Genomic DNA, 17829 nt, shown 5'->3' with positions numbered 1-17829 from the left:
TCCGCCGCTCCGCGACAACAACATTCGAACCAAGGAAGCAAGTCATGAGCTGGAACGTTCGCATCGGTATCAATCCCCTGTCGTGGATGAACGACGACCTGCCGTCGCTCGGCGGCGAGACGCCGCTCGAGACGGCGCTGAAGGAAGGCGCCGAAATCGGCTATGCGGGCTTCGAGCTCGGCAACAAGTTTCCGAAGACGGGCCCCGAGCTGAAGGCGAAGCTCGCCGAATTCGGGCTCGTATGCGTGTCGGGCTGGTATTCGGGCTTCCTCGCGGAAGTCGAACCGGGCATGAGCGACGTCGATGCGGTCGCCGCCGAAATCGAGCGCTGCCGCGCGCACATGACGAAGCTGCAGTTCAACGACGTGAAGGTCGCGGTGTACGGCGAATGTGCGGGCACGATCCAGGGCCGTATCGACACGCCGGTCGCGAAGCGTCCGCGTTTCGTCGACGATGAAGCCTGGCGACGCTATGCGGCACGCCTCGACGCATTCGGCGCGCACCTGCTCGAGACCTACGGGATCAAGCTCGCCTACCATCACCACATGGGCGCTTACGTCGAATCGCCCGCCGACGTCGACCGGCTGATGGCGCTGACCGATCCGGCGAAGGTATTCCTGCTGTTCGACACCGGTCACGCGTATTTCGGCGGCGCGGCCGATCCCGTCGCACTGCTGAAGAAACACGTGTCGCGCGTCGTGCACGTGCACTGCAAGGACGTGCGGCCGCAGGTCGTCACGCAGGCGCGCAACGGCGGCTGGAGCTTCCTGAACGGCGTGATCAACGGCACCTTCACGGTGCCGAGCGACGGCGCGCTCGATTACGAAGCGACGCTGCGCACGCTGAAGGACGCCGGCTACGAAGGCTGGCTCGTGGTCGAGGCCGAGCAGGACCCGGCCGTCGCGCCGAGCTATCAGTATGCGAAGAAGGGCTACGAATCGCTGCGCGCGATCGTCGACCGGTTGAGCGCGTAAGCCCTGTCACCCCGCTGTCACCCCATTGCGGAGCCCCGTTCCATGACGATTTCTCCCCTGCTGGTCAAAGCATCCGCCGACCGCGAAATCTGCAACGTGACGCCCGAGTCGGCCGGCTGGAAACATGTCGGCTTTCGCGCGCTGCGCCTGAAGGCCGGCGACACCGAAACGCTCGATACCGGCGCGCGCGAACTGTGCGTCGTCGTGCTCACCGGTACGCTGCGCGCGCAAGTCGACGGCGAGACGTACGATGCGCTCGGCAAGCGCGACAGCGTGTTCGAGGAAGTGTCGCCGGACGCGCTGTACGTGCCGGGCGGCAAGACCGTCACGCTGGTCGCGACGCGCGATGCGGAAGTCGCGCTGTGCACCGCGCCTTACGCGAGCGGCGACAAGCGCGTGCAGCGCCTCGACGGCGAACGGATGCGACGCGCGGTGCGCGGGCACGGCACCAACACGCGCTACGTGTGCGACATCCTGATGGGCGACAATCCGGCCGCCGACCGGCTGCTCGTCGTCGAAGTGATCACGCCCGCGAGCCACTCGAGCAGCTATCCGCCGCACAAGCACGATCGCGACGCGGCGCCGGACGAGACGTCGCTCGAGGAAACCTATTACCACCGGATCGATCCGCCGCAGGGTTTCGCGTTTCAGCGGGTCTACACGGACGACCGCAGTCTCGACGAGGCGTGCGCGGTCGAGAACCACGACGTGGTGCTGGTGCCGCGCGGCTATCACCCGGTGGTCGCGCCGCATGGCTACAACCTGTACTACCTGAACGTGATGGCCGGGCCGAGCCGCGCGTGGGCATTCAAGAACGACCCCGCGCACGAATGGATGCTCGACGCGGCACCCGGGCGCTGACGCAGCGATGCGCTGAACGATCGACGGCCGGCGCGCGAGACGCGGGATGAAAACGCGTGCGTGAGCCGCATTTGCGACGACACGGAGTTGCCATGGCGACCACCTTCCCCCGTTTCGCACCCGCGCCCATCTGCGACATCGCGTCGACGCCGATGCTGTCGCACTTCGATGCCGACGTCGCGCGCCGGCTCGGCGACATCGCCGTCAATCTCGCGGCGCGCCGCGGGCTGCCGATCGCGGTCGGCATCGTCGGTGAAGCCGCGCCGCTGTTCTATTGCGCGCTGGACGGCAGCCGCGCCAACGACAGCGACGCGATCCGCCGACGACAGAACACGGTGTTCCGTTTCGGCGTCAGTTCCTTCGAGGTCGGCGCGCGCTTTCGCCGCGCCGGCTGGTCGTTGCAGTCGCAGGGATTGTCGGACGCCGACTATGCGCTCGATGGCGGCGGCGTGCCGTTGCGGCTTGCCGGCGGCGGCATCGTCGGCGCGATGACCATCGCAGGGCTCGACGACGCACGCGATCACGCACTCGTCATCGAGAGCCTGCGCTGGCATGTCGGCGCGAACGCGCTCGCGATGATCGCGTAGCCGCGCGCGCCGACTCGCGCGATCAGTGCAGCCCGCCGCTCGCGACGAGGCGCTCGCCGGTCAGCCAGCGGGAGTCGTCCGATGCGAGGAACACGGCGACCGACGCGATGTCGTCCGGCTCGCCGAGGCGGCCGAGCGGCGTCTGGCTGCGCACCTGCTTGTCGAGATCCGAGCCGATGATGCCCGCGCTGTGCGTGCCTTCGGTCACGATCATGCCCGGGTTGATCGCGTTCACGCGGATCTTGCGCGGGCCGAGCTCGAGCGCGAGCACGCCGGTGATGGCGTCGACGGCGCCCTTGGTGCCGCTGTACACGGCGCTCGCGGGCGGCGTGATGCTCGTCACGACCGAGCTGATGTTAATGATGCTCGCGCCTTCGCCGAGATGCTTGACGGCGGCCTGCGTCGTCAGCAGCACGCCGAACACGTTCGTGTCGAACTGCCGGCGGTAGTGCTCTTCGGTGATCGCCTCGATCGGCGCGAACTCGTAGACGCCGGAGTTGTTGACCAGCACGTCGAGACGGCCATAGTTTTCGATAGCGGCATCGACGATGCGCTGCGCGTCCGTTGCCTTCGACACGTCGCCGCCCACCGCGACCGCACGGCCGCCCGTTTCGACGATCGCGCTCACGATGGCGTCGGCACCGGCCTTGCTGCTCGCGTAGTTCACGACGACCGACGCGCCTTCGGCGGCCAGCGCCTTCGCGATCGCGGCGCCGATTCCCTTGGACCCGCCCGTGACAATCGCTACCTTGCCTGTCAGCTTGCTCATGATTTCATTCCTCAGTCGGAAGACATTCGATGGATGAGGGCCGGTTGCCGCGTGCGCGGCGCGCCGGCCTTGCTGGCAATATTCGCGGTTCGCGCGACGGCGATAAAGCGGCTCGACACGAATTGACTGGCGGGGTTTGCCGAACAATCGGCGCGCTTGCGCTCAACCGGCACTCAGCCACGTACTGACGACGTCGGCGCCGAGCCCGTCGAGCGCGCCGTCGTAGACGATCCGTCCCCGCCCCATCACCGCGACGCGCCGCGCGAGCCGCGGCGCGAGTTGCAGCCGCTGCTCGATCAGCAGGATCGCGACGCCGTCGGCCTGCAGCGCGGCGAGACAGGCGCCCACCTCGTCGACCGCGAGCGGCGCGAGCCCTTCGGCCGGTTCGTCGACGATCAGCACGCTCGGGCGGCCCGCGAGCGCGCGCACCAGCGCGAGCACCTGCTGTTCGCCGCCCGACAGCCGTCCGGCCTTCACGTCCGCCCGCGCGGCCAGCAGCGGAAAGCGCGCGAGCAACCGGTCGAGCGCCGCGCGTTCGGCCGTGCCGTGCACGCCGCGCAGCCCGAGCCGCAGGTTGTCGCGCACGCTCAGTAGCGGAAACACGTCGCGGCTTTCGGCAACGTAAGCGACACCGCGCCGCGCGATCTCGAAGGTGCGCGCGCCCGCGCATTCGGCGCCGGCGACGCGCACCGAACCCGCCGTGCGCACGAGTCCCATCACGGCCTTCGCGAGCGTCGAGCGGCCCGAGCCGTTGCGGCCGAGCAGCGCGAGCGTCTCGCCAGGCGCGAGCGCGAGATCGACACCGTCGAGCACGGGTTGCATCCCGTACCACGCGCGCAGGCCGCGAATGTCGAGCAGCACGCTCATGCGCCCTCGCCAAGATAGGCGGCGCGCACGGCCCGGTCCGCGCGGATCGCGTCGGGCGCGCCGGTTGCGACCACCGCGCCGCGCACGAGCACCGTGATGCGCTCGGCGAAGCCGAACACCGCATCCATGTCGTGCTCGATCATCAACACCGTGCGGCCCTGCGTCGTCGCACGGATCAGCGCGATCATCCGCGCCGCCTGGTCGCGGTTCATGCCGGCCGTCGGTTCGTCGAGCAGCAGCGTGCGCGCGCCGCTCGCGAGCGCGATGCCGAGATCGAGCGCGCGCTGTTCCGCATAGCCGAGTTCGCCGGCCGGCGTGTCGCGCCGCCCATCGAGACCGATGTCGCCCAGCACGCGCGCGGCCACGCGATCGACCGACGCGGATTCGCGCAGCCGGTTCCACCAGCGCGGCCGCTCGGCCGGCGCATGCAGCGCCGCGCAGCGCAGGTTGTCGAACACGCTCAATCGTGCGAACACGCTCGTCTGCTGAAAACTGCGGCCGACGCCGAGCCGGCTCGCCACGATCGGCCCGCGCCCGCGCAGCTCGACGCCGTGCAGCAGGACGCGCCCGCGCGTCGGCCGCGTTGCGCCGGCGATCACGCCGAACAGCGTCGACTTGCCCGCGCCGTTCGGCCCGATCAGCGCGTGACGCTCGCCGGCCGGGACGTTCAGCTCGACGCCGTCGAGCACGGTCTGCACACCGAAGCGCTGTACGATCCCGTGCAACTCGATCGCGCTGCCGCTCATCGCCCGTCCCCCCGCTTGCCTTGCCCGTGGCTCTGGAACCGTGCACGCCAGCCCCACAGCAACGTGCCGATGCCGGCCGCCGAGCATGCGACGGCCCAGCCCGCCGGCGCATCGGCGTCGATGCCCCACGCGCCGAACGCGATGCCCGTGCCGTCGTCCTGCGCGAAGCGCCATGCATAGCCGAGCTCGGCCGCGCAGACGATCGCGACGGCCCAGAACGCACATGCGCCGACGCCACACAGCACGCGCCAGCGCTCGGCGGGAGGTGCGTCGCCGCGCAACGCATGCGCCAGCGTCTGCGCGATGCCCGCGATCCCGCGCGGCGCCGCGACGACGACCGCGACGAACAGGAGGCCGAGATACAGCGCCCATGCGCGCGACACGCCCGCGACGACGACGCTCAGCGCGGTCAGCACCACCGCGCCGGCCGCCGGCCCGAAGAATGTGCCCGTGCCGCCGATCACTGCTGCAATCAGCACGGTCGCCGAACGCGCCATCGACACGCTGTCGGGTGTCGCGATCTCGACGTCGATCAGCGTCAACGTGCCGGCAATGCCCGCGAAGAACGACGCGGAGGTCACCATCGCAAGCCGCACGCGACGCGGCTCGGTGCCGAGCGCGGCAACGCGCGCGGGGTTGTCGCGCACCGCGTTCGCGAGCCGCGCGAGCGGCGTGCGCGTCAGCGCGTGCATCGCCACCGCGGAGACGATGCACCATGCGGCAATCACGGCGTAGGCCTGCATTTGCGCGCCGAAATGCCAGCCGCCCAAAGGCGTGCCGCTCGCGCGGTCGATCGGTACGCCGCCGAGGCCGCCGAACCACGCCGGCACGCTCCACGCCGCAGCCGCGACGCACTCGCCGAGGCCGAGCGTGATCATCGCGAACACGGTGCCCGCGCGGCGTGTCGCGAGCAGTCCGGCGATGAACCCGAAGCCCGCGCCGGCCACGCCGCCGACGAGCGGCAACAGCGGCAGCGGGCCGCCGACATGATTGAACCAATGCGCGGCGGCGAATGCGCCAAGGCCCGCGAAGGCTGCATGACCGAACGACAGCAGCCCGGTCGTACCGAGCTGCAGGTTGTACGACAGCGCGAGCACGACGAGCGCGGCCGTCTGTGCGAGATAGCCAAGCACCGCGCCGTGCGGCCACAGCCACGCGGGCAGCGCGACGCACGCGGCGAACAGCACCCAGCGCAGTGCGCCGGCCCGTGCGCGGCTAGCCATCGACACGCTCGCCGAACAGTCCGCGCGGGCGGGCGACCAGCACCGCGACGAGCAGCAGGTACGGGACCAGCGGTGCGAGCTGCGCGATCGACACGGCAGCGACGCTGTCGGGCAGCGCGACACCCGACCATTGCGCGAGGTCGCGCAGCGACGTGTCGCTGGCCGCCGCGAAGGTCTGCGCGAAGCCGACCGCAAGCGACGCGACGAACGCGCCGCCGAGCGAGCCGAGCCCGCCGATCACGACGACCGCGAACACCACCGACCCGACGGTCTCGGCCAGCGCCGGTTCGATCACCGCAAGCGGCGCGCCGATCACGCCGGCCAGCGCCGCGAGCGCGGTGCCGGCGCCGAACAGGCCCGTCATCACGCCCGGCACGTCGTAGCCGAGCGCCTCGACGGCTGCGCGGTGCGTGAGCGCGGCACGCACGACGAGCCCGATGCGCGACGCGCGCAGCAGCGCGCCGAGCGCGACCAGCATCGCCGTGGCAATCGCCATCATGAAGAGCCGGTAGCGCGGCAGCGCGACGCCGAACACGGCCACGGGCGCACCGTCGAACAGCGGCGGCACCGGCGCCGGCAGCGGCGCGAGGCCCCACAGGAGTTTCGCGCCCTCGCCGATCAGGTACGCGAGCCCGACGGTCAGCAGCAGTTCGCTCGTGTGTCCATGCGGCTGTACGCGGCGCAGCAGCCAGCGCTCGCAGCCGGCACCGAGCAACCCGACCGCGAGCGGCGCGAGCGCGAGCGCGGCCCAGAAACCCGCGCGGGCGGCGATGCTGTATCCAATGTATGCGCCGAGCATGTAGAAGCTCGCGTGCGCGAAGTTGAGCAGGCCCTGCACGCTGAAGATCAGCGTGAGGCCAGCCGACAGCATGAACAGCAGCAACCCGTAGCTGAGGCCATTGAACGCCTGGAGCGCGAACGCGTGCACGCCGCGCGCCCGTCAGCCGGCGAGCGGTTCGAGCGCCGCGCGCAGCGCGTCGGGCAGCGGCACCGGGCGGCGCGTGCCGCGATCGACGTACACGTGCACGAAATGCCCTTGCGCGGCCGGCGCGGCCTCCCCAGCCGCGAACAGTCCGATCTCGTAGCGCACACTCGACGTGCCGAGCTTCGCGACGCGCAGCCCCGCATCGACCGACTGCGGAAACACGAGCGGCGCGAAGTAGTTGCACTGCGTCTCGACCACGAGCCCGATCGTCTGCCCGTGCTCGACGTCGAGCACACCCGCGCGGATCAGGTATTCGTTCACGACGGTGTCGAAGTAGCTGTAGTAGACGACGTTGTTCACGTGCCCGTAGACGTCGTTGTCCATCCAGCGGGTCGTGATCGGCAGGAAGTGGCGATAGGCGTCGCGGGAACGCGGCTGCGGCTTGTCGGACATGGCGATGGCGGTCAGGATGAAGAAGGCGCAGCGGACGGCGCGCGGTGGCCGTTCGCGACGGCGCGCCGGCCAACGGCGGGATGCCGCGTCGCGATCGCGCGCGGCGCGGCGGATGACATTCCGGGAGCGGCGCGGCCCGTCACTGCCCCGCTCGATCGACGAATTCGAAATCGAGGCCGCGCGCGCGCATCCAGTCGGCCAGCGCGTAGCCGGTGCCGGCGCGCCACGGGCGCAGCAACGGCGGCTCGACGAGCCGGTATTCGAGCAGCTCCGGCGACAGCGCGACGGTGCCCGACGCGCGCACGTGGTACGCGATGATCAGCTCGTTCTTGCGCATGAATTCATAGACGCCGACCAGCGTGACCTGCTCGGCCTTCAGCGCGGTTTCCTCGAACACCTCGCGCGCGATGCCGTCCTCGGGCGTCTCGCCGTTCTCGAGGAAACCGGTGATCAGCGCGAACATCCCCTCCGGCCAGGCCGCATTGCGCGCGAGCAGGATCTTGCCGTCGAGCTCGACGATCGCGGCCACCACCGGCAGCGGGTTGTTCCAGTGCACGTAGCCACACTCGTCATCCGGGCAGGCCTGGCGGACGCGCCCGCCCTCGTGTTCGGGATCGGCGCGCTCGGTCAGCGGACGCGCGCAGCGCGGGCAAAAACGGTAGTCGGCAATGGTCATCGATGGGGATCTGGCAGGCGCCGACGGCGGCCGGCAAGCCGCCTCGCACGCCCGCTCGGCGCAGGAAAGGCTTCATTCTAGCGAGTTTGCCCGCGTCGCTGACGATCCGGCCCCGATGATGTCAGGGTTGCATGCTCGGTTGCGCACGCCCGCGTGCGGCCGTCGCCGCGAAGCCGGCGGCACCGACGAGCAAGGCACCCGCCGCGACCCACAGCGCCGGCGAGAACGACCCGAAACGCGCGGTCAGCGGCGCCGCGACGAGCGGGCCGAGAATCTGCCCGACCCCGTACGACGCGGTCGCATAGCCCATCAGCCCGGCCGCGCGTTCGCCGTGCAGCCGCCGGGCCTCGCGCATCGCGAACAGCGTGATGGCGGTGAACGGCAGGCCGAGCAGCGCGCTCCCGATCGAGAAGCCCACCGCATTCGGCCACACGATCCCCGCCGCGATCCCGAGCGCCTGCGTCGCGCAACCGGCGGCGAGCAGCAGCCGGTTGTCCCAGCGGCCGGGCAGCCGCGCGGCCGCGATCGCGCCAACGATCAGCGCCGCGCCGAACATCGGCCAGAACAGGTCCGGCCACGGCGAGCCGGCTGGCAGCGCGGCGCGCGCGATCACTGGCAGGAACGTCGCGGTGATGATGTAGCCGAAACCCGGCATCCCGTACAGGACGACGAGCCATGCGGCGTCGGCCCGATGGCGCCGCGCGTCGTGCGGTGCCGCGTCCGTCGCCGCATGCAGGACGGGCGCGGCCGACGTGGCGCCTGCCGCCGCCGGCACCGGCGCGCTGCCGAACGTGCGCCAGATCGCGATCGACAACACCGCCGACAACGCCGCGAAGCCGAGCCAGCCGGGCGCCGCGCGATGGCCGGCCAGTGCGCTGCCGATCAGGCCCGTCAGCACGATACCGACGCCGGGCCCCGCGTAGATCACCCCGCTCCACTCGGGCGCGTGCAGTTCGGCGAGCCGCCGCAGCCCCCATTGCGACACGAACACGAACGTCCATGCGCTGACGACGCCCGCGACGAAGCGCACCACGAGCCACACCGGCAGCACATGGCCGATGCCCATCGCGGCGGTCAGCAGCACGGTGGCGGCAAGCCCGAAGCGCACCATTCGCGCGGGCGCGACGCGCATCGCCGCGCAACTGACCGCGCCGACGAAATAGCCCGCGTAGTTCGCCGACGCGAGCCAGCTGCCGGCTTTCAGGCCGATCGAACCGTCGGCGAGCATCAGCGGCAGCAGCGGCGTGAACGCGAAGCGGCCGATGCCGAGCGCGACGGCAAGCCCGATCATGCAGGCAAGCGCGACCGCGCGGGCGCGACGGTCGGCGTCATCGGAAAGGGGTACGCCGGCGGCGCTCGGGGCATCGGAACGGGACATGGCGGCATGGGCCGCGCGGGTTGCGCAACGGCCGGAACGAGAATCGGATTGCTTGTATCGTAGCTTGACCGAACGTTCTCTAAAAGCGAATAATTGAGAATCCAGCAATCTCACGGAGAGAATCATGGACCTGGCGGCGCTGGCGATTTTCCGGGCCGTCGTGCGCGAGAACGGCATCACGCGCGCGGCGGCGAAGCTCAATCGCGTGCAGTCGAACGTCACGACGCGCATCAAGCAGCTCGAGGAGGAACTCGGCGCGGCGCTGTTCGTGCGCGACGGCCGCCGACTCGTGCTGACGCCGGCGGGGCATACGCTGCTGCCGTACGCGGAGCGGCTGCTCGAGCTTGCCGACGAGGCGCGCGACGCCGTGCGCGAGGACACGCCGCGCGGGCGGCTGCGGCTCGGCACGATGGAAAGCACGGCCGCGAGCCGGCTGCCGACCGTGCTCGCGCGCTATCACCATGCGTGGCCCGACGTGTCGCTGGAACTCGTGACCGGCACGACCGGCTGGCTGATCGACAAGGTGCGCGACTACGAGGTCGACGCGGCGCTGTTCGCGCGGCCGCCCGAGCCGGACACGCTGCCCGACACGTTCGAGACGGTGCCCATCTTCCGCGAGGACCTGGTGCTGCTGACGCCGCGCGGCCATCCGCCGGTGCGCACGCCGCGCGACGTGATCCTGCCGACGCTGATCGCGTTCGAGCGCGGCTGCACGTACCGGAAGTATGTCGAGCGATGGTATGCGGCGCACGGGATGAAACCCGCGCGCGTGCTCGAACTGGGTTCGTATCACGCGATCGTCGCGTGCGTCGCGGCCGGTGCGGGCGTCGCGGTCGCGCCGCGCTCGGTGCTCGAGCTTCAGCCCGAGACCGGCAACGTCGCCGCCCACAGGATCGCGGAACTCGAAGCGATCGACACGCTGCTCGCGTGGCGGCACGGTTACGCGTCGGCGGCGCTCGCCGCGTTGCGCGATGCGCTCGGCGATGCCGCAAGGCAGTCGGGAGATTCGCCCACGTTGCCGGCAACGGCACTACCGGCCTGATTCCGCCGCGCCGACGCGCCGCCATGCGCTCATCCTGCGCACCGGCCAAAACAAAACGACCCGACCGGCCACCGCCGATCGGGTCGTTTTCTCGTGCGCTGCGACGGGGTCAGCAAGACCGCATCGCATCAGCCATGCCGATCAAAGACGCTCTTCAACCCAGCCCTTGACGCCTGCCAGCGCGCCCGGCAGGTTCGCCGGTTCCGTGCCGCCTGCCTGCGCCATGTCCGGACGGCCACCGCCCTTGCCGCCCACCTGCTGCGCGACGAAGTTCACGAGCTCACCGGCCTTGACCTTCTTGCTCGCGTCCGGCGTGACGCCCGCGATCAGGCTGACCTTGCCGCCTTCGACGGCCGCGAGCACGATCGCCGCGCTCTTCAGCTTGTCCTTCAGCTTGTCGACCGTTTCGCGCAGCGTCTTCGCGTCGGCACCGTCGAGCGTCGCCGCGAGCACGTACACACCGCCAATTTCGACGGCCTGCTGCGCGAGTTCATCACCCTGGCTCGATGCGAGCTTCGACTTCAGCGCGCCCAGTTCCTTCTCGAGCGACTTCACCTGGTCCTGCACCTGCGCGATGCGCTGCGTGAGCTCCGACGGCTGTGCCTTCAGCGCGGCCGCCGCTTGGTTCACGCGGGCGTCGAGCTCCTGCACATAGCGCACCGCGTTGTCGCCGGTGATCGCCTCGACGCGGCGAATGCCGGCCGCGACGCCGCCTTCGACGACGATCTTGAAGAAGCCGATATCGCCGGTGCGGTGCACGTGCGTGCCGCCGCACAGTTCGCGCGAGAAGCCGAGGTCGAGCACGCGCACTTCGTCGCCGTACTTCTCGCCGAACAGCGCCATCGCGCCGCCCTTCACCGCTTCGTCATACGGCATCACGCGCACGATGCCCGGCGCGTTCGCGAGGATTTCGTTGTTGACGATCTGCTCGACGCGACGGATTTCGTCGTCGGTCATCGGCGCGTTGTGCGCGAAGTCGAAGCGGGTTTTCTCCGCGTCGACGAGCGAACCCTTCTGCTGCACGTGCGCGCCGAGCACTTCACGCAGCGCCTTGTGCATCAGGTGGGTGGCCGAGTGGTTGCGCTGGGTGCGCGCGCGGCGGTGCGCGTCGATTTCCGCGCGCAGCACGTCGCCGATCTTCAGCGTGCCCTGTTCGAGCGTGCCGTGGTGGCCGATCACGTCGGCCTGCACCTTCAGCGTGTCGGCCACCGCGAAGCGCGTCGCGGCGTTCGCGAGCACGCCCTGGTCGCCGACCTGGCCGCCCGATTCCGCGTAGAACGGCGTGTGGTCGAGCACGACGACCGCATCCTGGCCGTGCTTCACTTCGTTGACGGCAGAACCGTCGACGTACAGCGCGACGACCTTCGCGTCGTCGAACGCGATTTCCTCATAGCCGTGGAAGGTGGTCTTCGCGCCCGAGTATTCGAGGCCCTGCGTGGCCTTGAACTTGCCGGCCGCGCGCGCCTGCTCGCGCTGGCGCGCCATCGCGTCGTCGAACGCCGGCTCGTCGACCGTCATCCCGCGCTCGCGGCACACGTCGGCCGTGAGGTCGAGCGGGAAGCCGTAGGTGTCGTGCAGCTTGAACGCGAGTTCGCCGTCGAGCACCTTGCCGCCCTTCGCCTCGACGTCCGCCAGCGCGGCCTCGAGGATCGACATCCCGTGTTCGATCGTCTCGAAGAAGCGCTCTTCTTCCTGACGCAGCACGTCCGTCACGCGCTGTTCGGCTTCCTTCAGTTCCGGATACGCGGCGCCCATCTCGGCGACGAGGTCGGCCACCAGCTTGTGGAAGAACGAGCCCTTGCGGCCGAGCTTGTAGCCGTGGCGGATCGCGCGGCGCACGATGCGGCGCAGCACGTAGCCGCGGCCTTCGTTGCCGGGAATCACGCCGTCGACGATCAGGAACGAGCACGCGCGGATGTGATCGGCGATCACCTTCAGCGAGTTGTTGTTCAGGTCGCTGATCTCGGTCACGCGCGCGGCGGCCTTGATCAGGTTCTGGAACAGGTCGATCTCGTAGTTGCTATGCACGTGCTGCAGCACCGCGGCGAGACGCTCGAGGCCCATGCCGGTGTCGACCGACTGCTTCGGCAGGCGCGTCATGTTGCCCTGCGCGTCGCGGTTGAACTGCATGAACACGAGGTTCCAGATCTCGATGTAGCGGTCGCCGTCTTCTTCGGGCGATCCCGGCGGACCACCCCAGACGTCCGGGCCGTGGTCGTAGAAGATTTCCGTGCACGGGCCGCACGGGCCCGTGTCGCCCATCGTCCAGAAGTTGTCCGACGCGTAGCGCGCGCCCTTGTTGTCGCCGATGCGGATGATCCGCTCGGTCGGCACGCCGACTTCCTTCGCCCAGATGTCGTAGGCTTCGTCGTCTTCCTGGTAGACGGTGACCCACAGCTTTTCCTTCGGCAGCTGGTAGACCGTGGTCAGCAGTTCCCACGCGAACTTGATCGCGTCATGCTTGAAGTAGTCGCCGAACGAGAAATTGCCGAGCATCTCGAAGAACGTGTGGTGGCGCGCCGTGTAGCCGACGTTCTCGAGGTCGTTGTGCTTGCCGCCCGCGCGCACGCTGCGCTGCGCCGTGGTGGCGCGCGAGTACGGACGCGGGTCCGTGCCGAGGAACACGTCCTTGAACTGGACCATGCCCGAGTTCGTGAACATCAGCGTGGGGTCGTTACCGGGCACGAGGCTCGACGAGCGGACGATCGTGTGGCCCTTCGATTCGAAGAATTTGAGGAATTTCTCGCGGATTTCGGCAGCTTTCATGGCGTGCGGGGAATGTCTGGCTGAGACGGCTTCAAACGCCGGCCGTCCTCGCGGACGCACGGCGGGCAAATATCGTAAACGATCGATTATACGATACAGACCGGCGCCCCAGACGGCAGCGGCCCGGCGCGGCGGACGACCGGCCTGGGCCACCCGTGCGGCCGATTCGCCTTAAGATGCTCGGCATGCCAATCCGCCTTGCCCCGGCCAGGCGAGCCATGAAAGGAGACGATTCGACGATGGGTGCCTTGAGCCATATCCGCGTGCTTGACCTGACCCGCGTGCTCGCGGGCCCGTGGTGCGCGCAGACGCTCGCCGACTTCGGCGCGGACGTAATCAAGGTCGAGCGCCCCGGCGCCGGCGACGACACGCGCCACTGGGGGCCGCCGTACCTGAAGGACGCGAACGGCGACGATACGGCGGAGGCCGCGTACTATCTCGCGGCGAACCGCAACAAGCGCTCGGTGACGGTCGACATCGCGACGCCGGAAGGCCAGCAGATCGTGCGCGAGCTCGCCGCGCAGAGCGACGTCGTGCTCGAGAACTACAAGGTCGGGCAGTTGAAGAAGTACGGGCTCGATTACGAATCGCTGCGCGCGGTGAAACCCGATCTCGTCTACTGCTCGGTCACGGGCTTTGGCCAGACGGGCCCGTACGCGCACCGCGCGGGCTACGACTTCATCGTCCAGGGAATCGGCGGATTCATGAGCATCACCGGCGAGCGCGACAGCGAGCCGGGCGGCGGCCCGCAGAAGGCCGGCGTCGCGATCGCCGATCTCGCGACGGGCCTCTACTCGACGATCGCGGTACTCGCCGCGCTCGCGCACCGCGACCGGACGGGCGAAGGCCAGTACATCGACATGGCGCTGCTCGACGTGCAGGTCGCGCTGCTCGCGAACATGAACACCAACTTCCTCGCGAGCGGCAAGCCGCCGGTGCGCTGGGGCAACGCGCACCCGAACATCGTGCCGTACCAGACGTTCCAGACGAGCGACGGCTGGATCATCGTCGCGGTCGGCAACGACGGGCAGTTCCGCAAGTTCGTCGAGGCCGGCGGCCGGCCCGAGCTGGCCGACGACGAACGGTTCGCGACCAACCCGTCGCGCGTGCGCCATCGCGATACGCTGGTGCCGATCCTCGCCGAGATGGTGAAGACGCGCGGCAAGGCCGACTGGATCGGCGCGCTCGAAGCGGCCGGCGTGCCATGCGGGCCGATCAACGAACTCGACGAGGTGTTCGACAACGAGCAGGTGGTCGCGCGCGGGATGCAGGTGTCGCTGCCGCACCCGTGCGGCGCGGACGTGAAGCTCGTGCGCAATCCGATCCGGATGAGCGCGACGCCGCCCGATGCGCGCACCGCCCCGCCGCTGCTCGGCGCGCAGACGGAAGACGTACTGCGCGACATGCTCGGCTACGACGCGGCGCGCATTGCGGCGCTGAAGGCGAAACAGGCGATCTGAACCGACCCGGGACGAGTGCGCCGCTGCGCCTCCGGAGATACGCGGCGGCGTGCCCGGGCGCCAGCGGACGCTGACGGATCGATGGACCGGCGCTTAGCGGCTAGCCACTAGCGCGCGAGCGCATCGAGCCAGCCTCGCGCGTCGGGCCAGTCGCCGAGTCCGCTGTCCGCGTTGATGTGGCCGCGCGGGCCGAGGTCATGGAAGGCGCTGCCCCACGCATCCGCACAGCCGCGCGCGAACGCGATCGAGCCGTACGGATCGTCGCTGCTTGCAACCACGCAGGTCGGAAACGACAGCCGCTCATGCGGCACCGGCCCGAAACCGTGCGCATCGGCCGGAAACGCCGGCCCGGCCGGATCGGGCAACGCGACGAGCAACGCACCGCGCACCTTCGCGAGCGCGGCCGGCCGCGCGTAGCGGGTCGCCCACCACGCGGTGGTCAACGTGCCGAGGCTGTGCGCCGCGATCGTCACGGGGCCCGGTGCGGCCTCGACCGCGCGGTCGAGCGCGAGACACCAGCCGTTGCGGAACGCACTGTTCCAGTCGGGCATCGCGACGCGCACGAAACGCGCGTCGGCGCGCTCCCAACGGCTTTGCCAGTGGAGCGGACCGGAGTTGCCGTAGCCCGGCAGCACGAAAACGAGAGAATCGCTCATGGATGGTTCGTCGACGAATGAAGTCGTTATGTAACGTCGACGAAGTGTCGCACACCCGCTCCTCCCTGATGCTGCCTGTCGAATCGCGGAATGGATGTGCGAAGCAGAAACGGGCCGTGACGCTGCGGCAACACCGTCACGCCCAGCCGGCGCTCACGCGCGCCGGCTCAGCGCACGCCGGCGCCGACCAGGCCACCCGCCGCGGCGCCGGCAACCGTGCCGACCGGGCCGCCCGTGATCAGGTAGCCCAGCGCGCCGCCCGCGGCCGCGCCGATACCGGCATTACGCTGCGTATGCGTCATCGCGCATGCGCCGAGCTGCGACAGGGCCGCGACGATTACCGCGGTACGAACGAGAAAAGTGGTCTTCTTCATCATGATTGTTGGTGTCCTCCCGCCAGCAAAAAATACGAATGGCGGCATTGAATCGGTAAAAGCCATCATAGGAAAAGCCGAATGCGCCGGGCAATCCGATTTACGTCGTGTTACAGCCGACACACAATCGAGATATTGCGGTTCCGCGCCGCGAACCGCCCGCCCGGTGGCGCAACCCGCGCGGGACGGACCCCGGTCAGGTAGAATTGCGGGATTACCCCGGCGCGACGCGCCGACACAACCTGACGCCAACCGCATGAGCACCGAACGCAACGACGCCCCCGCGGCTTCCAACTTCATCCGCAACATCATCGACGACGACAACCGCACCGGCAAATGGGGCGGCCGCGTCGAGACGCGCTTTCCGCCCGAGCCGAACGGCTATCTGCACATCGGCCATGCCAAGAGCATCTGCCTGAACTTCAGCGTCGCGCGCGACTACGGCGGCGTGTGCCACCTGCGCTTCGACGACACGAACCCGGAAAAGGAAAGCGTCGAGTACGTCGACTCGATCGTCGACGCGGTCCGCTGGCTCGGCTTCGACTGGCGCAAGGATGCGGTCGATCACCAGTATTTCGCGAGCGACTACTACGACAAGCTGTACGAATTCGCCGAGTTGCTGATCCAGCGCGGCAAGGCATACGTCGACAGCCAGAGCGCCGAGGAAATGCGCGCGAACCGCGGCTCGCTGACCGAAGGCGGCAAGCCGTCGCCGTTCCGCGACCGTTCGCCCGAGGAAAACCTCGACCTGTTCCGCCGCATGAAGGCCGGCGAGTTCAAGGAAGGCGAGCACGTGCTGCGCGCGAAGATCGACATGGCTTCGCCGAACATGAACATGCGCGACCCGGTGATCTACCGGATCCGCTACGCGCACCACTACCGCACCGGCGACGCGTGGTGCGTGTATCCGATGTACGACTACACGCACTGCATCTCGGATGCGCTCGAAGGCATCACGCATTCGCTGTGCACACTCGAGTTCGAGGATCACCGCCCGCTGTACGACTGGGTGCTGAACGAACTCGCGGAAGCCGGCGTGTTCACGCGCCCGCTGCCGCAGCAAATCGAATTCTCGCGGCTGAACCTCACGTACGCGATCACCAGCAAGCGCAAGCTGCTGCAGCTCGTCACCGAAGGCCACGTCGACGGCTGGGACGACCCGCGCATGCCGACGATCGTCGGCGTGCGACGCCGCGGCTTCACGCCGGAGAGCATCCACTTGTTCTGCGAGCGGATCGGCGTGACGAAGATCGATTCGTGGATCGACATGAGCATCTTCGAAGGCGCGCTGCGCGACGACCTCGACGACAAGGCGGCGCGTACGGTCGCGGTGCTCGATCCGCTGAAGCTCGTGATCGACAACTATCCGGAAGGCCAGGAAGAAGCGTGCACGGCGCCCGTGCATCCGCATCACCCGGAGCGCGGCGTGCGCACGTTCCCGATCTCGCGCGAGCTGTGGATCGAACGCGAGGACTTCGTCGAGAACCCGCCGAAGGGTTATTTCCGCCTGTTCCCGGGCAACAAGGTGCGCCTGCGCTACGGCTACGTGATCGAGTGCACGGGCTTCGACAAGGACGCCGACGGCAACGTGACGGCCGTGCACTGCAACTATTTCCCGGACAGCAAGTCGGGCACCGAAGGCGCGAACACCTACAAGGTCAAGGGCAACATCCACTGGGTCAGCGTGAAGCATGCGCAGGCGGCCGAAGTCCGGATCTACGACCGGCTGTTCAAGGAGCCGCATCCGGACGCGGGCGGTGCGAACTTCCTCGAGGCGCTGAATCCGGATTCGAAGAAGGTCACGCAGGCCTACGTCGAACCAGGCGCCGGCGACGTTGCGCCGGAAACGCGCCTCCAGTTCGAGCGTCACGGCTATTTCGTCGCCGACCGCGTCGATTCGAAACCGGGCAAGCCCGTGTTCAACCGGATCGTCGGGCTGCGTGACAGCTGGGGCAAGCCGGCCTGACGGCCTGCTCCATGCACGGCGCGCGGCTCCGGGCCGGCGTCGCGTAGCGATAAAAAAACCGGCCTTCGGGCCGGTTTTTTATTGCGCGCGCGGGATCGTCGGAATC

At 69.1% G+C, this 17829-nt stretch carries 17 protein-coding genes; 6 read left to right on the top strand and 11 right to left on the bottom strand.

Going from position 1 to position 17829, the window contains the following annotated elements; genetic code table 11:
- The first annotated feature begins 44 nt into the window (after positions 1 to 44).
- The 3 genes from iolE to ACT2FV_RS23740 all read left to right on the top strand — a co-directional run bounded on the left by iolE (position 45) and on the right by ACT2FV_RS23740 (position 2422).
- Positions 45 to 974: a myo-inosose-2 dehydratase gene (gene iolE / locus ACT2FV_RS23750; protein ID WP_444504929.1), complete on the top strand. Its 930-nt coding sequence runs from the start codon at positions 45 to 47 to the stop codon at positions 972 to 974.
- A 42-nt stretch (positions 975 to 1016) separates the two neighbouring features.
- Positions 1017 to 1835 carry a 5-deoxy-glucuronate isomerase gene (gene iolB / locus ACT2FV_RS23745; protein WP_124626534.1) on the top strand — a complete coding sequence of 273 codons (819 nt, stop codon included), beginning with the start codon at positions 1017 to 1019 and terminating at the stop codon, positions 1833 to 1835.
- Between the two features lie 92 nt (positions 1836 to 1927).
- Positions 1928 to 2422, top strand: coding sequence for a heme-degrading domain-containing protein (locus ACT2FV_RS23740; protein WP_059606514.1), 495 nt, complete (start codon positions 1928 to 1930; stop codon positions 2420 to 2422).
- A gap of 22 nt (positions 2423 to 2444) precedes the next feature.
- Here ACT2FV_RS23740 and ACT2FV_RS23735 read toward each other — a convergent pair whose 3' ends face one another.
- The 8 genes from ACT2FV_RS23735 to ACT2FV_RS23700 all read right to left on the bottom strand — a co-directional run bounded on the left by ACT2FV_RS23735 (position 2445) and on the right by ACT2FV_RS23700 (position 9459).
- Entirely contained in the window at positions 2445 to 3191 is a 747-nt protein-coding gene (locus tag ACT2FV_RS23735) for a glucose 1-dehydrogenase (RefSeq protein ID WP_444504928.1), read from the bottom strand.
- A gap of 162 nt (positions 3192 to 3353) precedes the next feature.
- On the bottom strand, positions 3354 to 4058 hold the full coding sequence (locus ACT2FV_RS23730; RefSeq protein WP_444504927.1) for an ABC transporter ATP-binding protein: 705 nt from the start codon (positions 4056 to 4058) through the stop codon (positions 3354 to 3356).
- Positions 4055 to 4804: an ABC transporter ATP-binding protein gene (locus tag ACT2FV_RS23725; RefSeq protein WP_444504926.1), complete on the bottom strand. Its 750-nt coding sequence runs from the start codon at positions 4802 to 4804 to the stop codon at positions 4055 to 4057. Before ACT2FV_RS23725 ends, ACT2FV_RS23730 begins: the two co-directional genes overlap by 4 nt.
- On the bottom strand, positions 4801 to 6027 hold the full coding sequence (locus ACT2FV_RS23720; protein ID WP_151050283.1) for a branched-chain amino acid ABC transporter permease: 1227 nt from the start codon (positions 6025 to 6027) through the stop codon (positions 4801 to 4803). Before ACT2FV_RS23720 ends, ACT2FV_RS23725 begins: the two co-directional genes overlap by 4 nt.
- The gene (locus ACT2FV_RS23715; RefSeq protein ID WP_444504925.1) at positions 6020 to 6955 is read right to left on the bottom strand and encodes a branched-chain amino acid ABC transporter permease; all 936 of its coding nucleotides are present in this window, start codon (positions 6953 to 6955) and stop codon (positions 6020 to 6022) included. The genes ACT2FV_RS23720 and ACT2FV_RS23715 overlap by 8 nt, the downstream gene beginning before the upstream one ends.
- Positions 6956 to 6967: 12 nt before the next feature.
- Positions 6968 to 7405: an acyl-CoA thioesterase gene (locus tag ACT2FV_RS23710; protein ID WP_059606502.1), complete on the bottom strand. Its 438-nt coding sequence runs from the start codon at positions 7403 to 7405 to the stop codon at positions 6968 to 6970.
- 139 nt (positions 7406 to 7544) lie between these two features.
- Complete coding sequence (locus tag ACT2FV_RS23705; RefSeq protein WP_059606500.1) at positions 7545 to 8081, bottom strand: NUDIX domain-containing protein; 537 nt, start codon at positions 8079 to 8081, stop codon at positions 7545 to 7547.
- 121 nt (positions 8082 to 8202) lie between these two features.
- The gene (locus tag ACT2FV_RS23700; protein WP_444504924.1) at positions 8203 to 9459 is read right to left on the bottom strand and encodes a YbfB/YjiJ family MFS transporter; all 1257 of its coding nucleotides are present in this window, start codon (positions 9457 to 9459) and stop codon (positions 8203 to 8205) included.
- A gap of 124 nt (positions 9460 to 9583) precedes the next feature.
- Here ACT2FV_RS23700 and ACT2FV_RS23695 point away from each other — a divergent pair, with 124 nt between their 5' ends.
- Positions 9584 to 10501, top strand: a complete 918-nt coding sequence (locus tag ACT2FV_RS23695; protein WP_444504923.1) for a LysR family transcriptional regulator — start codon at positions 9584 to 9586, stop codon at positions 10499 to 10501.
- Positions 10502 to 10642: 141 nt separating this feature from the next.
- Here ACT2FV_RS23695 and alaS read toward each other — a convergent pair whose 3' ends face one another.
- Positions 10643 to 13267 (bottom strand): alanine--tRNA ligase, encoded by a 2625-nt coding sequence (gene alaS, locus ACT2FV_RS23690; RefSeq protein ID WP_124903748.1) that lies wholly within the window; start codon positions 13265 to 13267, stop codon positions 10643 to 10645.
- Positions 13268 to 13506: 239 nt separating this feature from the next.
- Between alaS and ACT2FV_RS23685 the strand changes: the two genes are divergently transcribed.
- Positions 13507 to 14727: a CaiB/BaiF CoA transferase family protein gene (locus tag ACT2FV_RS23685; RefSeq protein ID WP_059606492.1), complete on the top strand. Its 1221-nt coding sequence runs from the start codon at positions 13507 to 13509 to the stop codon at positions 14725 to 14727.
- A 107-nt stretch (positions 14728 to 14834) separates the two neighbouring features.
- Here the strand turns inward: ACT2FV_RS23685 and ACT2FV_RS23680 are convergent, their stop codons facing one another.
- Together ACT2FV_RS23680 and ACT2FV_RS23675 are read right to left on the bottom strand one after the other, a co-directional pair.
- Positions 14835 to 15383: an RBBP9/YdeN family alpha/beta hydrolase gene (locus ACT2FV_RS23680; protein WP_059606490.1), complete on the bottom strand. Its 549-nt coding sequence runs from the start codon at positions 15381 to 15383 to the stop codon at positions 14835 to 14837.
- 167 nt (positions 15384 to 15550) lie between these two features.
- Positions 15551 to 15760 carry an ornithine acetyltransferase gene (locus ACT2FV_RS23675; RefSeq protein ID WP_006497729.1) on the bottom strand — a complete coding sequence of 70 codons (210 nt, stop codon included), beginning with the start codon at positions 15758 to 15760 and terminating at the stop codon, positions 15551 to 15553.
- Between the two features lie 253 nt (positions 15761 to 16013).
- Here ACT2FV_RS23675 and ACT2FV_RS23670 point away from each other — a divergent pair, with 253 nt between their 5' ends.
- Complete coding sequence (locus tag ACT2FV_RS23670) at positions 16014 to 17723, top strand: glutamine--tRNA ligase/YqeY domain fusion protein (RefSeq protein ID WP_059606487.1); 1710 nt, start codon at positions 16014 to 16016, stop codon at positions 17721 to 17723.
- Positions 17724 to 17829 lie beyond the last annotated feature (106 nt).

The sequence above is a fragment of the Burkholderia sp. PR2 genome, assembly GCF_052372875.1.
Classification (GTDB): Bacteria; Pseudomonadota; Gammaproteobacteria; order Burkholderiales; family Burkholderiaceae; genus Burkholderia; species Burkholderia diffusa.
The sequence above is the reverse complement of the archived record's forward strand: the minus strand, read 5'-3'. Positions and strand labels throughout refer to the sequence as shown.

Excerpts from the sequence above, each read along its gene's own strand:
- ACT2FV_RS23720 (WP_151050283.1), bottom strand. The coding sequence starts at position 6,027 with ATGGCTAGCCGCGCACGGGCCGGCGCACTGCGCTGGGTGCTGTTCGCC.
- ACT2FV_RS23700 (WP_444504924.1), bottom strand. The coding sequence starts at position 9,459 with ATGTCCCGTTCCGATGCCCCGAGCGCCGCCGGCGTACCCCTTTCCGAT.
- ACT2FV_RS23725 (WP_444504926.1), bottom strand. The coding sequence starts at position 4,804 with ATGAGCGGCAGCGCGATCGAGTTGCACGGGATCGTACAGCGCTTCGGT.
- ACT2FV_RS23730 (WP_444504927.1), bottom strand. The coding sequence starts at position 4,058 with ATGAGCGTGCTGCTCGACATTCGCGGCCTGCGCGCGTGGTACGGGATG.
- ACT2FV_RS23705 (WP_059606500.1), bottom strand. The coding sequence starts at position 8,081 with ATGACCATTGCCGACTACCGTTTTTGCCCGCGCTGCGCGCGTCCGCTG.
- ACT2FV_RS23685 (WP_059606492.1), top strand. The coding sequence starts at position 13,507 with ATGGGTGCCTTGAGCCATATCCGCGTGCTTGACCTGACCCGCGTGCTC.
- ACT2FV_RS23680 (WP_059606490.1), bottom strand. The coding sequence starts at position 15,383 with ATGAGCGATTCTCTCGTTTTCGTGCTGCCGGGCTACGGCAACTCCGGT.
- ACT2FV_RS23710 (WP_059606502.1), bottom strand. The coding sequence starts at position 7,405 with ATGTCCGACAAGCCGCAGCCGCGTTCCCGCGACGCCTATCGCCACTTC.
- iolB (WP_124626534.1), top strand. The coding sequence starts at position 1,017 with ATGACGATTTCTCCCCTGCTGGTCAAAGCATCCGCCGACCGCGAAATC.
- ACT2FV_RS23735 (WP_444504928.1), bottom strand. The coding sequence starts at position 3,191 with ATGAGCAAGCTGACAGGCAAGGTAGCGATTGTCACGGGCGGGTCCAAG.
- ACT2FV_RS23675 (WP_006497729.1), bottom strand. The coding sequence starts at position 15,760 with ATGATGAAGAAGACCACTTTTCTCGTTCGTACCGCGGTAATCGTCGCG.
- alaS (WP_124903748.1), bottom strand. The coding sequence starts at position 13,267 with ATGAAAGCTGCCGAAATCCGCGAGAAATTCCTCAAATTCTTCGAATCG.
- ACT2FV_RS23695 (WP_444504923.1), top strand. The coding sequence starts at position 9,584 with ATGGACCTGGCGGCGCTGGCGATTTTCCGGGCCGTCGTGCGCGAGAAC.
- ACT2FV_RS23670 (WP_059606487.1), top strand. The coding sequence starts at position 16,014 with ATGAGCACCGAACGCAACGACGCCCCCGCGGCTTCCAACTTCATCCGC.
- iolE (WP_444504929.1), top strand. The coding sequence starts at position 45 with ATGAGCTGGAACGTTCGCATCGGTATCAATCCCCTGTCGTGGATGAAC.
- ACT2FV_RS23740 (WP_059606514.1), top strand. The coding sequence starts at position 1,928 with ATGGCGACCACCTTCCCCCGTTTCGCACCCGCGCCCATCTGCGACATC.